The organism is Paracoccus sp. TD-10, from assembly GCF_048270675.1.
GTDB classification, from domain to species: Bacteria; Pseudomonadota; Alphaproteobacteria; order Rhodobacterales; family Rhodobacteraceae; genus Paracoccus; species Paracoccus pantotrophus.
On the sequence record NZ_CP182418.1, the window covers coordinates 1,771,342 to 1,785,714 of the forward strand.

Below are 14,373 nucleotides of genomic sequence, written 5' to 3' on the forward strand. Positions count from 1 at the left end.
TCAGCCTCCGAAAAAGACTTCGGCGGCGGGGATGACCTGCCGCCCGGCCGGGCCGCGCAGGATCAGCGCGCCGCTGTCGTCGATGCCCTCGAAGATGCCGTGGTTTTCGGTCGCGCCGGTGCGGGCAATGATCGGCTCGCCCAGCCGTGCGGCGCGGGCCAGCCAGGCGTTGCGGATCGGCGCGAAGCCATAGCTGTCGAGCTGCGCCTGCCAACGCGCGAAGGCCGGGGCCAGCAGGTCCAGGAAATCCTCGGGATCGACGGCATGGCCGGTCTCGCCTTGCACGGAAACCGGCGGGATCGCCCCCGGCTCGACCACGCTGGCATCCGGCGCGGCGGCCAGGTTCACGCCGATGCCCACCGCCACCGCCTGCACCCCCGGACCCGAGCCCGCGCTTTCCAGCAGGATGCCCGCCACCTTGCCGCCGTTCAGCAGCACGTCGTTGGGCCATTTGATCGCCAGCCGCGCGGCCGGCCCGCAGGCCAGGCCAAGCGCATCGTAAAGCGCCAGCGCCGCGACGAAGGACAGCTGCGCCGCCGCCAGCGTCCCGCCCTGCGGCCGCAGGACCAGCGTGCCGGCAAAGTTTCCAGCCGGCATGACCCATTCGCGCCCGCGACGGCCACGGCCCGCGAATTGCTCGCGGGCCATCACCCAGGCGGGAGCGGAAAGGCCGGGCGCCAGCTTCAGCGCCTCGGCATTGGTGCTGTCGGTGCGGGCCAGCACATGCCGGGCCACGCCCGCGGGCCAGGCGTCACTCACCTTGCGCGGGCTCGGCTTGCGCGGCGGGCTGCTCGACAGCGGCGCCCGGACCGACCAGGGTCTCGGCCGCGCGGCCGGCGGCGGCATCAACGCCGAACATGCTGATCGCCCCCACCAGCATGGCCAGCGCCGGCAGCATCAGCGCCAGGTATTGCACCGCGCCCATGCGCGAGGTCATGCCCTCGGATTCGCCGCCGAAATACATGTAATAGACGATGCGCAGGTAATAGAAGGCACCGATGACCGAGGCGATGACGCCCAGAACCGCCAGCCAGCCCATGCCGGCATCGACCGCCGCCGTCAGCACGCCGAACTTGGCAAAGAAGCCCAGGGTCGGCGGCACGCCCGCCAGGCTGAACATCAGCACCAGCATGGCCAGCGCCTTGACCGGATCGGTCCAGGCAAAGCGGTTCAGTGCGGCAAGGTCGGTGACCGGCACGCCGTCACGCTCCATCGACAGGATGAAGGCGAAGGTGCCGATGTTCATCACCGCATAGATGGTCATGTAAAGCAGCATGTTCTGCACGCCGATGGCGGTGCCGGCGGCAAGGCCGACCAGGGCAAAGCCCATATGCGCGATCGAGGAATAGGCCATCAGCCGCTTGATGTTGGTCTGGCCGATCCCGGCGATCGAGCCCAGGAACATCGACATCACCGCCAGCGCCGCGACGATCTGGCTCCAGTCGCCGATGACATGGCCGAAGGCGTCGAAGACCAGCCGCGCGATCAGCGCCATGGCCGCGACCTTGGGCGCGGTGGCGAAGAAGGCGGTCACCGGCGTCGGCGAGCCCTCATAGACGTCCGGCGTCCACATGTGGAAGGGCACGGCCGAGACCTTGAACGACAGGCCCACCAGCATGAACACCAGCCCGAACAGCACGCCCAGCGACAGGTGGCCGCCCTGGATGGTCGAGATGATGCCCTCGAACCCGGTGGTGCCGGCAAAGCCGTAGACCAGCGAGGCGCCATAGAGCAGCAGGCCCGAGCTGAGCGAACCGAGGACGAAATATTTCAGCCCCGCTTCGGAAGAGCGCACCGAGTCGCGGCGCATGGCGGCGACGACGTAAAGCGCCAGCGATTGCAGCTCCAGCCCCATATAGAGGGTCAAGAGGTCGCCGGCCGAGACCATGAACATCATGCCCAGCACCGCCAGCGCCACGATGATCGGGAACTCGAAGCGCAGCATGTTGCGGCGCTGCATGTAATCGGCGCTCATCGCCAGCACGCCGGCGGCGGCGACCAGCGTCACCACCTTGGCAAAGCGCGAGAAGCCGTCGTCGATGAACATGCCATGGAAGGCGGTGCCGTCGGCATGGTTGCCCAGGCCCACCATGGCCGCGACGACCAGGAAGGCCGCGACCGTGACCCAAAGCAGCGTCCGGGCCAGCCTGTCCTTGCCGAGATAGGCCCCCGCCATCAGGGCGGCAAGGGCGTAACCGGCCAGCACCACCTCGGGCAGAATGGTCGAGAAATCGAGCGAGGTCATATCCGTCCCCTAGTGGCTGGCTTGGGCCGTGGCGACGGGTGCCGCCGGCTGGCTCTGGTTGTAGTCTTGCACGAGTGCTGCGACCGCCGGGCCGGTCACGTCGGTGACGAGCCGCGGATAGACGCCCAGGATCAGCGTCATCGCGATCAGCGGAACGAATACCCAGCGCTCGCGCGGGGTCATGTCGGTGATCGACTTCAGGCTTTCCTTGATCAGCTGGCCCAGCGTCACCCGGCGATAAAGCCACAGCGCATAGGCCGCCGACAGGATCACCCCCGAGGTCGCGACCAGCGCCACCCAGGTATCGACGCGGAAGACCCCCATCAGCGTCAGGAACTCGCCCACGAAGCCCGAGGTGCCGGGCAGGCCCACATTCGCCATGGTGAAGAACATGAACACCGCCGCATAGGCCGGCATCCGGTTCACCAGCCCGCCATAGGCGTCGATTTCCCGCGTGTGCATGCGGTCGTAGATCACGCCGACGCACAGGAACAGCGCGCCCGAGATGAAGCCGTGCGACAGCATCTGGAAGATGGCGCCGTCGACGCCGATCTGGTTCGCGGCAAAGACGCCCATGGTCACGTAGCCCATATGGGCGACCGAGGAATAGGCGATGACCTTCTTCATGTCCGACTGCGCCAGCGCCACCAGCGAGGTGTAGACGATGGCGATGGCCGACAGCCAGAAGACATAGGGCTGGGCCACGCCGCTGGCGACCGGGAACATCGGCAGGCTGAAGCGCAGGAAGCCGTAGCCGCCCATCTTCAGCAGCACCGCCGCCAGCAGGACCGAGCCGGCGGTGGGCGCCTGGACGTGCGCGTCGGGCAGCCAGGTATGGACCGGCCACATCGGCATCTTCACGGCGAAGCTGGCGAAGAAGGCCAGGAACAGCAGCATCTGCATGCCGCCGACCACCGTCATGCCCAAGAGGCGGAAGTTGTCCGACGGGAAGTCGAAGGTCAGCAGCGTCGTGATGTCGGTGGTGCCAGCCATGCGATACATGGCGATCATCGCCACCAGCATCAGCACCGAGCCGAGGAAGGTGTAGAGGAAGAACTTGAAGGACGCATAGATGCGGTCCTTGCCGCCCCAGATGCCGATGATCAGGAACATCGGGATCAGCCCCGCCTCGAAGAACAGGTAGAACAGCACCAGGTCGAGCGCGGTGAAGACGCCGATCATCAGCCCTTCCAGCACCAGGAAGGCGATCATGTATTCCTTGACCTTGTCCTCGACCGCCCAGGTCGAAAGGATGGTCAGCGGCATCATGAAGGTGGTCAGCAGCACGAACAGCACCGAGATGCCGTCCACGCCCATCTTGTAGCGCAGCCCCATGATCCAGGCGTGATCCTCGACGAACTGGAAGCCCGTGTTCGCCGGGTCGAAGCGGAACAGCACGAAAAGCGAGATCACGAAGGTCGCCGTGGTGGTCAGCAGCGCCAGCCACTTGGCGTTACGCGCCGCGGCCTCGTCCTGGCCGCGCAGGAACAGCGCCATGATGATCGCGGCGACGATCGGCAGGAAGGTGATGATGGAAAGAAGGTTCGTCATGTCAGTGCGCGCCCCGCATCATCACCCAGATCAGCAAGCCCACGATGCCCAGAACCATCGCGAAGGCGTAGTGGAACAGATAGCCCGATTGCACCCGGACCGCTGCGCGGGTCAGCCGCGGGATCAACCCCATGGCCACCCCGTTGATGGTGCCGTCGATGACGGCGCCGTCCCCGCCCTTCCACAGCGCGCGGCCAAGCCATTTCGCCGGGCGGACGAAGATGAAGTCGTAGATCTCGTCGAAATACCATTTGTTGAGCAGGAACTGATACAGCGCCGGCTGCTGCGCCGCCAGCCGCTTGGGCAACGACGGATCGGCGATGTAGAAGAAGAAGGCGGTGATCAGCCCCAGCACCATCGCGATGAAGGGCGAGACCTTGACCCAGGCCGGCGCATGATGCGCCTCGTCCATGATGTGGTTGTCGGGATGCATGTAGATCGCACCGCCGACCGGGGCCGCGACCTCGGCATGGGCGGCCTCGTCAGTCGGCTCGCCCTCGGCGGTATCGGCGGCGACATGCTCCACCGCAGCCTCGGCGGTCGCGTGCTCCGCTTCCTCGCTCTCGGCGGCCTCATGCTGCGCGCCGGCGATGTGGAAATATTCCGTCACCTTGTGATGGTCGCCGAAGAAGGGACCATACCAGACCATGCCGGCAAAGACCGCGCCCACGGCCAGCACGCCCAGCGGGATGGTCATCACCGGCGGGCTTTCATGCGCATGGTCATGGGCGTGATGGTCGCCGCGCGGCTTGCCGTAGAAGGTCAGGAAGATCAGCCGCCAGGAATAGAAGCTGGTGAAGCAGGCAGCGATAACCAGCAGCCAGAAGGCATAGGTGCTGCCCGCATAGGCGCTTTCGATGATCGCGTCCTTGGACAGGAAGCCGGCGAAGCCCAGATGGGTCAGCGGGATGCCGACGCCGGTGATGGCGAAGGTGCCGATCATCATCGCCCAGAAGGTCAGCGGGATCTTCTTGCGCAGCCCGCCATAGTTCCGCATGTCCTGTTCATGGTGCATGGCATGGATCACCGAGCCGGCGCCCAAAAACAGCATGGCCTTGAAGAAGGCATGGGTCAGCAGGTGGAACATGGCCGCCGAATAGACGCCGACGCCCGCCGCCACGAACATGTAGCCCAGCTGCGAACAGGTCGAATAGGCGATGACGCGCTTGATGTCGTTCTGCACCAGACCGACGGTCGCGGCGAAGAATGCGGTGGTGGCGCCGATGATGACGATGAAGGTCTTGGCATCCGGCGCGAATTCGTAAAGCGGCGACATGCGGCAGACCAGGAACACGCCCGCGGTCACCATGGTCGCGGCGTGGATCAGCGCCGAGACCGGGGTCGGGCCTTCCATCGCGTCCGGCAGCCAGGTGTGCAGCAAGAGCTGCGCCGATTTGCCCATGGCGCCGACGAAAAGCAGGAAGCCCAGCAGGTTCGCGGCGTTCCAGTCGCGCCACAGGAAATGCATCTCGGTCTGCGCAAGCTCGGGCACCTGGCGGAAGATCTCGTCGAACTGGACCGAGCCGGTCAGCCAGTAAAGGCCGAAGATGCCCAGCAGGAAGCCGAAGTCGCCGACGCGGTTGACGATGAACGCCTTGATCGCCGCGGCATTGGCGCTGGCCTTCTTGTAGTAGAAGCCGATCAGCAGATAGGAGGCGACGCCCACGCCCTCCCAGCCGAAGAACATCTGCAACAGGTTGTCCGCCGTCACCAGCATCAGCATGGCGAAGGTGAAGAACGAGAGATAGGCGAAGAAGCGCGCCTTGTAATGCTCGTCATGCGTCCAGTTGTCGTCATGGGCCATGTAGCCCAGCGAATACATGTGCACGAGCGCCGAGACGGTGGTCACGACGATCAGCATGATCGCGGTCAGCCGGTCCAGCCGGATCGCCCATTCGGCATGGAAATCGCCGGTCACGACCCAGTCGAGCACCGGGATGTGCCGCGGCACGCCGTCGAAGGACAAAAACAGATACCAGCTGATCAGGCAGCTGAGGAACAGCACGCCCGTGGTCAGGTATTGCGCGGCCTTCTCGCCGATGGCACGCCAGCCCAGCCCGGCGATCAGCGACGCGATGAGCGGCGCGAAGAGGACGAATTTTTCCATGCTCGCTTATCCCTTCATCACGTTGACGTCTTCCACCGCGATGGTGCCGCGGTTGCGGAAGAAGACCACCAGGATCGCCAGGCCGATGGCGGCCTCGGCGGCGGCGACGGTCAGCACGAACATGGTGAAGACCTGCCCGGCCAGATCGCCCAGATGGGTCGAGAAGGCGACGAAGTTGATGTTCACCGCCAGGAGCATCAGCTCGATCGACATCAGGATGACGATGACGTTCTTTCGGTTCACGAAGATCCCGAAAATGCCGGTGACGAACAATATCGCCCCCACAACAAGATAATGAGTCAATCCGATCATCGTCCTGGTCCCTCCGGGTCGTTCACCCGTTGAAATATCCGTTTGCTACTGGGACCGCCGTGGCGATCCCGATGGCTGTCGCGGTCCAGCTTGCCGCGTTCAAAGCCCCTGCCCCGGCTTCACGTCCTTCAGCTCCATGGTCTTGGCCGGGTCGCGCCACATCTGCTCCAGCACGTTCTGGCGCTTGACGTCCTTGCGGTGGCGCATGGTCAGCACGATCGCCCCGATCATCGCCACCAACAGCACCAGCCCGGCCAGCTGGAACATCAGCACATAGCGGTCATACAGCACCATGCCCAGGCCGAAGGTGTTCTCGACCGCCGCATCCACCGGCGCGGCCCGCAGGCCTTCGGCCTGGTCCGAGGGCGTCCAGCCCGAGAAGGCGATGCCCAGCTGCGCCAGCAGCACGACGCCGATCACCAGCGCCAGCGGCAGGTAGCGCGCCAGCTCGCCCTTCAGCTCGGCGAAATCCACGTCCAGCATCATGACGACGAACAAAAACAGCACCGCCACCGCGCCGACATAGACCACGACCAGCAGCATGGCGACGAACTCCGCGCCCTGCAGCACGAACAGGCCCGCCGAGGCGAGGAAGGCCAGGATCAGCCACAGCACCGAATGCACCGGGTTGCGTCCGATCACGACCATGAAGCCCGCGACGCAGGCGCTGATCGCGAACAGGTAGAAAGCGAAGGTCATCATTCCTCGTCCTCCTCGGCATAGACGCTCTGGGCGATTTCCAGCGCCTTCTGCATCGCGGGCAGCCCGCCGAACATGCTCATCTGAAAGATCGTCTCGGCGATCTCGCGTTTGGTGGCGCCGGCCGCCAGCGCCTGACGCACGGTCATGCGCAGCTGCGGCTCGGCCAGCGCGCCCTGGACGGTGATCGCGCCGATGGTGAGAAGCAGACGCGTCTTGGCGTCCAGCCCCTCGCGGTTGAAGGTCTTGCCGAACCACATTTCCAGCATGTCGGCGGGAATCGTCGGCACCAGCTTTTCCATGGCGCGCATGTCGAAATGCTCGAGCGCCGGGTTGAAGGCGCGCGCCATCTCCTGACCGGATTGCAGCATCTGCTGGAACAGCTTCTGGAAGGCATCGGTCATGGACTTGTTCCCTCCGCTTCGAAAACCTCGATGGCGGCATTCAGCGCGTTGATCGCCGCCGGCATCCCGCCATAGAGATGCATCTGGAAGATCGCCTCGCAGATCTCGCGCGCGCTTGCGCCTGCGCGCAGGGCCGAGGCCACGTTCACCTTGAGCTGCGGCCGGGTCTGCCCGCCCATCGCCGCCAACGCGCCGACCGTGACCAGCAGACGGGTCTTCAGGTCCAGCCCCTCGCGGGCATAGACCTCGCCCATCCCGTGACCCACGGCCGTTTCGGCCACCGCATCGGGCAGCCAATGGCCATAGCGGTCGCGCAGGGCCGCCTCCATCCCCGGATTGAGATGCTCGGCCAGGGCGCGGCCGCGCGAATATGCGGCGACGGAGGTCATCGGTAGGGCGCATCCAGTTGCAGGTTGCGGGCGATCTCGGCCTCCCAGCGTTCGCCGTTCGCAAGCAGCTTCTGCTTGTCGTAGAACAGCTCCTCGCGGGTTTCGGTCGCGTATTCGAAATTCGGCCCCTCGACGATGGCATCGACCGGGCAGGCTTCCTGGCAGAAGCCGCAATAGATGCACTTGGTCATGTCGATGTCGTAGCGCGTGGTCCGGCGCGAGCCGTCCTCGCGCGGTTCGGCGTCGATGGTGATGGCCTGGGCCGGGCAGACCGCCTCGCAGAGCTTGCAGGCGATGCAGCGTTCCTCGCCGTTGGGATAGCGGCGCAGCGCATGCTCGCCGCGGAAGCGCGGCGACAGCGGGCCCTTTTCATGGGGATAGTTCAGCGTCGGTTTGGGCGAGACGAAATAGCGCATGCCCAGGCCGAAGCCCTTGATGAAGTCCCACATCAAGAAATACTTGGTCGCCCGCGCGAAATCGAAGGCCATCAGAAACGCTCCCCTTCCCGCGGCGCCGCGAAACGGTCGAACGCGGCGACATAGTCGCGGATGCGGGCGCTGTCCCGCGCCTGCTCCGCACTGTCCAGATTGTTGGCGAGGAAATGCGCCAGTTCCACCTTGTCGGTCTCACTGGCTTTGGCAAATGCCTCGGCTAGCTTGTTGGAATACATGGCTTAACCTCCGACCGCGAAACGGGCCCAGAACGCACCCAGCACTTCATAGCGCGCCAGGATCGCCACCAGCACCACCCAGCCCAGCGACAGGGGCAGGAACACCTTCCAGCCGATCCGCATCAGCTGGTCGTAGCGATAGCGGGGCACGATCGCCTTGACCATGGCGAACATGTAGAACCAGAACCACATCTTGATGACCATCCACCACCAGCCGTCGGCGATGAACGGCACCGGCGACAGCCAGCCGCCGAAAAACAGCAGCGACAAAAGCGCGCACATCAGATACATGGCGATATATTCGCCCGCCATGAACAGCAGATAGGGCGTGGACGAATATTCGGTCATGAAGCCCGCCACCAGTTCGGATTCGGCCTCGACCAGGTCGAAGGGCGGGCGGTTGCACTCGGCCAGGGCCGAGACGAAGAACAGCACCACCATCGGCAGGTGCGGCAGCCAGTACCAGTTGAGCAGGCCATAATCGCCGCGCTGCGCCTCGACGATGGCGGTCAGGTTCATCGATCCGGTCGAGATGATGACCCCGATGATGATCAAGCCCAGCGACACCTCGTAGGAGATCATCTGCGCCGCCGAGCGCAGCGAGGCGAGGAAGGGATATTTCGAGTTCGAGGCCCAGCCGCCCATGATGACGCCGTAGACTTCCAGCGAGGAGGCGGCAAAGATGAACAGGATGCCCACGTTGATGTTCGCCATCACCCAGCCCTCGTCGAAGGGGATGACCACGAAGGCGAAAAGCGCCAGCATCATCGACAGGAAGGGCGCCAGGAAATAGACGAACTTGTCGGCGCCGGCCGGGACGACGATTTCCTTGACGATGTATTTCAGCGCGTCGGCAAAGGTCTGCAACAGGCCCCAGGGACCGACCACGTTCGGGCCGCGGCGCATCTGCACCGCCGCCCAGATCTTGCGGTCGCCATAGACCATGAAGATCAGCGAGCCCATGACGAAGGCGATGACCGCCAGACCCTGCAAGAGCAGGCTGAGTGCGAAACCGTAGGGCGAGGCCCAGAATTCAGCCATGATCTTTCGTCCCTCTCATCACGCCGCGGGAATGCCGCGTGCCTTGCATTCCTGCAAGGTCTGTTTCGTTGTCATCACCGTCAGGCCCATCGGTTTTCTTTCGGAAAGCGTGAAGACCGAGCCGACGACCATCTTGCCGCCCCGCTTGTCGCGAAGCGTGCGGATGTGGCGGGCATAGGGCGCCCCTTTCGCATCGGCCCAGCTGGCCAGCGCGCATGTGGCATAGGCGAAGGCGGTGTCGGCGTCCACCCCGCTACGCAGGTTTGCCGTCACTTCCACCAGGCTGTCCGTCCCCTTGCGCGAACCGGCCAGCGAGACGATCTGCGCCCCCTGGAAATCCTGGGGATCGGCCTGGAAACTGGCCGGCAGGTTCAGCCGCAGCGGCCGGGTGCGCGCCGCGAATGCCGCCAGCGCCTTTTCCTGCGCCGTGGGCTCGCGCTTGCGCAGCGGGCCCATGTCCGGCAGGCCCGACAGGTCCAGGTCCAGATTCGCGTTCAGCGCCATCAGGTCGGCCTCGGTCACGGCAAAGGCGTCGCGGCCCTCAGGGCTGTCCAGCGCCATTCCGCTGACCGAGCCGTCGGGTTCGAGAATCAGGATCTCGCCCGACTTGGTCGAGATCCGGCCCTTGGTCAGCACCTTCTTGTCCGGCGCGCCCGCGTCGCTTTGCAGCACTGCCACGCCCAGCTGGGCCGGCTTGGGCTGGGGACGCGCATCCCTGGTCGCACCGCAGCCGGACAGCAGCGCCAGGGCGCCGATCCCGGTCAGCAGGGCAAGGCGGACCCGCATGACGCTCACTCCGCCGCCAGCGCCGGGGCCTTGCGGGCCGCGGCCATCGCCGAAAGCTCGCCCATCAGCGGCGAGGAGCGCGCGATGGGGTTGGTCAGGTAGAAATCCTTGATCGCATAGCGGAAGCTCGCCTGCCCCAGGTCGAAGCGGTCGAGCGGCTGCCAGTCGTTCTGCGGCACCTGGTCGATCTGCGCCAGATGCGGCACCGCCTCGACCAGCTTGCGGCGCAGCCCGGCCAGGCTGTCCCAGGGCTGGGTCTTGCCCAGCTCGGCCGAAAGCGCGCGCAGGATCGCCCAGTTTTCCTTGCCCTCGCCCGGCGCGAAATTGGCGCGCATGGCCAGCTGCGGCCGGCCCTCGGTGTTCACGAACAGCCCGCTTTCCTCGGTATAGCAGGCGCCGGGCAGGATGATGTCGGCGCGATGCGCGCCGCGGTCGCCATGGCTGCCCTGATAGATCACCAGCGGCCCGGCGGCGATGTCCACCTCGTCCGCGCCGAGATTGTAGATCACCTCGGCCCCCTCGATGGCGGCCAAGAGCCCGCCTTCGGTCACGGCGCCCACGTCCATGGCGCCGACGCGACCGGCGGCGCTGTGCAGCACCAGAAGCTTGCTGTCGCCGCGCTCGCAGATGCGCATGGCATGGGCCAGCACCGCCTCGCCATCCGCCTCGCGCAGGGCGCCCTGGCCGACGATGACGATGCCGGGGGTGCCGTCCTTGTTCGACAGATCCTCGTCCGCCAGCCGGGCCAGCGCGGCGCGGTCATTGCCGAAATGCTGGTAGTCATAGGTCAGGTCCACCGGCTCGCCGATCAGCGCCACCTGCGCGCCATGCGCCCAGGCCTTGCGGATGCGGGCGTTCAGCACCGGCGCCTCGTCGCGCGGGTTGGTGCCGATCAGCAGGATGCGCTTCGCGGTGTCGATATCCTCGATCCGCGCCGTGCCGACATAGGCCGAGCGGTTGCCGATGGGCAGCCGGGCGCCGTCGGTACGGCATTCGACGCGGCCCCCCAGCCCCTCGATCAGTTGCTTGAGGCTGAAGGCGGCCTCGGCCGGGACCAGGTCGCCGACCAGCCCCGCGACTTTCCTGCCCTTCATCGCCTGGGCGGCGGCTTCCAGCGCCTCGGGCCAGCTGGCCGGGCGCAGCTTGCCGTTTTCGCGGATATAGGGCCGGTCGAGGCGCTGGCGGCGCAGCCCGTCCCAGACGAAGCGGGTCTTGTCGCTGATCCATTCCTCGTTCACGCCGTCATGGTTGCGCGGCAGGATGCGCATGACCTCGCGGCCCTTGGTGTCGACGCGGATGCTGGACCCCAGCGCATCCATCACGTCGATGGATTCGGTCTTGGTCAGCTCCCACGGCCGGGCGGTGAAGGCATAGGGCTTGGAGACCAGCGCGCCGACCGGGCACAGGTCGATGATATTGCCCTGCATGTTCGATTCCAGCGTCTGGTTCAGATAGCTGGTGATCTCGCTGTCCTCGCCACGGCCGGTCTGGCCCATCTGGGTGATGCCTGCCACTTCGGTGGTGAAGCGCACGCAGCGGGTGCAGGAGATGCAGCGGGTCATATGCGTCTCGACCAGCGGGCCGAGGTTCAGATCCTCACTGGCGCGCTTCGGCTCGCGATAGCGGCTGAAATCGACGCCGTAAGCCATGGCCTGGTCCTGCAGGTCGCATTCGCCACCCTGGTCGCAGATCGGGCAGTCCAGGGGATGGTTGATCAGCAGGAACTCCATCACCCCCTCGCGGGCCTTCTTGACCATGGGGCTGTTGGTGCGGATCTCCGAGGGCGCGCCATCCGGGCCGGGGCGCAAGTCCTTGACCTGCATGGCGCAGGAGGCGGCGGGCTTGGGCGGGCCGCCCACCACCTCGACCAGGCACATGCGGCAGTTGCCGGCGATCGACAACCGCTCGTGATAGCAGAAACGCGGCACCTCGATCCCGGCCAGTTCGCAGGCCTGGATCAGGGTCATGTTGGGATCGACCTCGATAACCACGTCGTCGATCTTGATCTTGCGAAGATCCGCCATCTTGTCTTCCCTTATCCCTCGCGCCCGGAAACCGCGCCGGAACGATCTCCGGCAGGTTTTGCGCGATGTAAATGCTGGCCGAAGGCTGGCCCGGTTTGCTGTGGCCCTGTCGATCCCATCCGTCCCGGCGTCATGGCTGCGCCTCCTGCACGGGAACGGTCGCGCGGGCGCCATCCTGTCCCGGCCGCAGCGCCGGCTCGGCGGCAAAGCCGTCCGCGGCGATCATCGCCGCCGCTGCCGCCGCCATCAGGGCGATGCCGATCCGGTTCATCCAAGTCTTCATCTCGCCACCAACAGGCTGCCTATGACGGTATTTCGCGCGATCTCCTGCCGGCCGATGCGGCAAAAGCTCTCGGGGTCTTCGGCCCTGGCGCCCTGGCGGGCCAGATAATCCTCGGCCACGGCATAGATGCGCGCCTTGTCCGCCTTGCTGTCCAGGAAGGCGTCGATCTCGGTTCGCGAATAGCCCTTGTCCTCGGCATAGCGCTTGAGCTTGCGCGCCTCGCCATAGGCATAGAGGATGCGGCCGTCGATGCTGGGACAGGTGCGACGGATGCGGTCGGCGATGCGCGCGGCGATCAGCCGGTCGTTGATGTATTTCTCTTGGGCCAGCGGCTCCAGCGCGGCGGCGGGTGCAGCCAGCGTCGCGGCGATCAGCGCGGCGGGGATCAGCTTCATGGCAATAGCCTCCTTGTCATGGCCTCCTGCCATAACATGCGGCCGCCCCGAAGGTTCGGCACCAAGCCGTGAGGGCGCCGTGATCCGGCCCGGCCGGCGCGCGCGCAGGCGCCGGCGCTCCCCCTGGGGGAGGCGCCTTGCCGGGAAAAGGGGGCCGGTCGCCGTCATCGCCTACTCCGCCGCCATCGCGCCCATGCGGCCCGTGCGCTTGGCCTTGATCCGGTCCTCGATCTCTTCGCGGAAATTGCGGATCAGGCCCTGGATCGGCCAGGCCGCCGCATCGCCGAGCGCGCAGATGGTGTGGCCCTCGACCTGCTTGGAGACGTCGAAAAGCATGTCGATCTCTTCGATCTCGGCGTCGCCGCGCACCAGGCGCTCCATCACCCGCATCATCCAGCCGGTGCCTTCGCGGCAGGGGGTGCATTGGCCGCAGCTTTCATGCTTGAAGAATTTCGACAGCCGCCAGATCGCCTTCACCACGTCGGTGGACTGGTCCATGACGATCATGCAGGCGGTGCCGAAGCTGGATTTCAGCTCGCGCATGCCGTCGTAATCCATGATCGCGTTTTCGCATTGCTCGGCGGTCAGCACCGGGCAGGAGGCGCCGCCGGGGATCACCGCCTTGAGGTTCTTCCAGCCGCCGCGGATGCCGCCGCCATGCTTTTCGATCAGCTCGCGCATGGGGATCGACATGGCCTCCTCGACCACGCAGGGGGTGTTGACATGGCCGGTCAGGCCGAAAAGCTTCACGCCCGCGTTGTTCGGGCGGCCGAAGCTTGCGAACCATTCCGGGCCGCGGCGCAGGATGGTCGGCACGACGGCGATGGATTCGACGTTGTTCACCGTGGTCGGGCAGCCATAGAGACCCGCGCCGGCCGGGAAGGGCGGCTTCATGCGCGGCATGCCCTTCTTGCCCTCAAGCGATTCCAGCAGCGCGGTTTCCTCGCCGCAGATATAGGCGCCGGCGCCGTGGTGCAGGTAAAGATCGAAATCCCAGCCCGACCCGGCGGCGTTGCGGCCCAGCAGGCCCGCGTCGTAGCATTCGTCGATGGCGGCCTGCAGCGCCTCGCGCTCGCGGATGAACTCGCCGCGGATATAGATATAGGCGGCATGCGCGCCCATGGCGAAGCTGGCGATCAGCGCGCCCTCGATCAGCGTATGCGGATCGTGGCGCATGATCTCGCGGTCCTTGCAGGTCGCGGGCTCGGATTCGTCGGCGTTGATGACCAGGTAGGAGGGGCGGCCGTCGGATTCCTTGGGCATGAAGGACCATTTCATGCCGGTCGGGAAGCCTGCGCCGCCGCGGCCGCGCAGGCCCGAGGCCTTCATCTCCTCGACGATCTTGTCGCGGCCGCGCTGGATGATCGCGGCGGTGCCGTCCCAATGGCCGCGCTTTTTCGCGCCGGCCAGGCTGCGGTCGCCCATGCCGTAAAGGTTCGTAAAGATCCGGTCCTGATCGTTCAGCAT

The 14,373-nt window shown here is 65.9% G+C and carries 16 protein-coding genes; all 16 read right to left on the reverse strand.

Annotated features, from left to right (window positions below; all coding sequences use genetic code 11):
* Positions 1-759: a biotin--[acetyl-CoA-carboxylase] ligase gene (locus tag ACNKFW_RS08775; RefSeq protein WP_024843153.1), complete on the reverse strand. Its 759-nt coding sequence runs from the start codon at positions 757-759 to the stop codon at positions 1-3.
* Complete coding sequence (gene nuoN, locus ACNKFW_RS08780) at positions 752-2,245, reverse strand: NADH-quinone oxidoreductase subunit NuoN (protein WP_024843154.1); 1,494 nt, start codon at positions 2,243-2,245, stop codon at positions 752-754. Before nuoN ends, ACNKFW_RS08775 begins: the two co-directional genes overlap by 8 nt.
* Positions 2,246-2,254: 9 nt before the next feature.
* The gene (locus ACNKFW_RS08785; protein ID WP_418024126.1) at positions 2,255-3,796 is read right to left on the reverse strand and encodes an NADH-quinone oxidoreductase subunit M; all 1,542 of its coding nucleotides are present in this window, start codon (positions 3,794-3,796) and stop codon (positions 2,255-2,257) included.
* A gap of 1 nt (position 3,797) precedes the next feature.
* Positions 3,798-5,903: an NADH-quinone oxidoreductase subunit L gene (nuoL, locus tag ACNKFW_RS08790; protein WP_024843156.1), complete on the reverse strand. Its 2,106-nt coding sequence runs from the start codon at positions 5,901-5,903 to the stop codon at positions 3,798-3,800.
* 6 nt (positions 5,904-5,909) lie between these two features.
* On the reverse strand, positions 5,910-6,215 hold the full coding sequence (gene nuoK, locus ACNKFW_RS08795; protein ID WP_010392916.1) for an NADH-quinone oxidoreductase subunit NuoK: 306 nt from the start codon (positions 6,213-6,215) through the stop codon (positions 5,910-5,912).
* Between the two features lie 99 nt (positions 6,216-6,314).
* Entirely contained in the window at positions 6,315-6,917 is a 603-nt protein-coding gene (locus ACNKFW_RS08800) for an NADH-quinone oxidoreductase subunit J (protein WP_024843157.1), read from the reverse strand.
* Positions 6,914-7,318, reverse strand: coding sequence for a carboxymuconolactone decarboxylase family protein (locus ACNKFW_RS08805; protein ID WP_011748522.1), 405 nt, complete (start codon positions 7,316-7,318; stop codon positions 6,914-6,916). The genes ACNKFW_RS08800 and ACNKFW_RS08805 overlap by 4 nt, the downstream gene beginning before the upstream one ends.
* Positions 7,315-7,707, reverse strand: a complete 393-nt coding sequence (locus tag ACNKFW_RS08810) for a carboxymuconolactone decarboxylase family protein (RefSeq protein WP_024843158.1) — start codon at positions 7,705-7,707, stop codon at positions 7,315-7,317. The genes ACNKFW_RS08805 and ACNKFW_RS08810 overlap by 4 nt, the downstream gene beginning before the upstream one ends.
* Positions 7,704-8,195: an NADH-quinone oxidoreductase subunit NuoI gene (gene nuoI, locus ACNKFW_RS08815; RefSeq protein ID WP_011748524.1), complete on the reverse strand. Its 492-nt coding sequence runs from the start codon at positions 8,193-8,195 to the stop codon at positions 7,704-7,706. Before nuoI ends, ACNKFW_RS08810 begins: the two co-directional genes overlap by 4 nt.
* Positions 8,195-8,377 carry a hypothetical protein gene (locus ACNKFW_RS08820; protein ID WP_024843159.1) on the reverse strand — a complete coding sequence of 61 codons (183 nt, stop codon included), beginning with the start codon at positions 8,375-8,377 and terminating at the stop codon, positions 8,195-8,197. The genes nuoI and ACNKFW_RS08820 overlap by 1 nt, the downstream gene beginning before the upstream one ends.
* Before the next feature lie 3 nt (positions 8,378-8,380).
* Positions 8,381-9,418 (reverse strand): NADH-quinone oxidoreductase subunit NuoH, encoded by a 1,038-nt coding sequence (gene nuoH, locus ACNKFW_RS08825; RefSeq protein ID WP_024843160.1) that lies wholly within the window; start codon positions 9,416-9,418, stop codon positions 8,381-8,383.
* An 18-nt stretch (positions 9,419-9,436) separates the two neighbouring features.
* Positions 9,437-10,204, reverse strand: coding sequence for a hypothetical protein (locus tag ACNKFW_RS08830; RefSeq protein ID WP_147428178.1), 768 nt, complete (start codon positions 10,202-10,204; stop codon positions 9,437-9,439).
* A 5-nt stretch (positions 10,205-10,209) separates the two neighbouring features.
* A complete protein-coding gene (nuoG, locus tag ACNKFW_RS08835) occupies positions 10,210-12,228 on the reverse strand; it encodes an NADH-quinone oxidoreductase subunit NuoG (RefSeq protein WP_147428179.1) in 2,019 nt (672 codons plus the stop codon).
* A gap of 130 nt (positions 12,229-12,358) precedes the next feature.
* Entirely contained in the window at positions 12,359-12,499 is a 141-nt protein-coding gene (locus ACNKFW_RS08840) for a hypothetical protein (protein WP_155984335.1), read from the reverse strand.
* 8 nt (positions 12,500-12,507) lie between these two features.
* Positions 12,508-12,906, reverse strand: coding sequence for a DUF5333 domain-containing protein (locus tag ACNKFW_RS08845; RefSeq protein ID WP_024843163.1), 399 nt, complete (start codon positions 12,904-12,906; stop codon positions 12,508-12,510).
* Positions 12,907-13,077: 171 nt separating this feature from the next.
* A complete protein-coding gene (gene nuoF / locus ACNKFW_RS08850; protein WP_024843164.1) occupies positions 13,078-14,373 on the reverse strand; it encodes an NADH-quinone oxidoreductase subunit NuoF in 1,296 nt (431 codons plus the stop codon).

Excerpts from the sequence above, each read along its gene's own strand:
- nuoN (WP_024843154.1), bottom strand. The coding sequence starts at position 2,245 with ATGACCTCGCTCGATTTCTCGACCATTCTGCCCGAGGTGGTGCTGGCC.
- ACNKFW_RS08785 (WP_418024126.1), bottom strand. The coding sequence starts at position 3,796 with ATGACGAACCTTCTTTCCATCATCACCTTCCTGCCGATCGTCGCCGCG.
- nuoL (WP_024843156.1), bottom strand. The coding sequence starts at position 5,903 with ATGGAAAAATTCGTCCTCTTCGCGCCGCTCATCGCGTCGCTGATCGCC.
- nuoK (WP_010392916.1), bottom strand. The coding sequence starts at position 6,215 with ATGATCGGATTGACTCATTATCTTGTTGTGGGGGCGATATTGTTCGTC.
- ACNKFW_RS08800 (WP_024843157.1), bottom strand. The coding sequence starts at position 6,917 with ATGATGACCTTCGCTTTCTACCTGTTCGCGATCAGCGCCTGCGTCGCG.
- ACNKFW_RS08805 (WP_011748522.1), bottom strand. The coding sequence starts at position 7,318 with ATGACCGATGCCTTCCAGAAGCTGTTCCAGCAGATGCTGCAATCCGGT.
- ACNKFW_RS08810 (WP_024843158.1), bottom strand. The coding sequence starts at position 7,707 with ATGACCTCCGTCGCCGCATATTCGCGCGGCCGCGCCCTGGCCGAGCAT.
- nuoI (WP_011748524.1), bottom strand. The coding sequence starts at position 8,195 with ATGGCCTTCGATTTCGCGCGGGCGACCAAGTATTTCTTGATGTGGGAC.
- ACNKFW_RS08820 (WP_024843159.1), bottom strand. The coding sequence starts at position 8,377 with ATGTATTCCAACAAGCTAGCCGAGGCATTTGCCAAAGCCAGTGAGACC.
- nuoH (WP_024843160.1), bottom strand. The coding sequence starts at position 9,418 with ATGGCTGAATTCTGGGCCTCGCCCTACGGTTTCGCACTCAGCCTGCTC.
- ACNKFW_RS08830 (WP_147428178.1), bottom strand. The coding sequence starts at position 10,204 with ATGCGGGTCCGCCTTGCCCTGCTGACCGGGATCGGCGCCCTGGCGCTG.
- nuoG (WP_147428179.1), bottom strand. The coding sequence starts at position 12,228 with ATGGCGGATCTTCGCAAGATCAAGATCGACGACGTGGTTATCGAGGTC.
- ACNKFW_RS08840 (WP_155984335.1), bottom strand. The coding sequence starts at position 12,499 with ATGAACCGGATCGGCATCGCCCTGATGGCGGCGGCAGCGGCGGCGATG.
- ACNKFW_RS08845 (WP_024843163.1), bottom strand. The coding sequence starts at position 12,906 with ATGAAGCTGATCCCCGCCGCGCTGATCGCCGCGACGCTGGCTGCACCC.
- nuoF (WP_024843164.1), bottom strand. The coding sequence starts at position 14,373 with ATGCTGAACGATCAGGACCGGATCTTTACGAACCTTTACGGCATGGGC.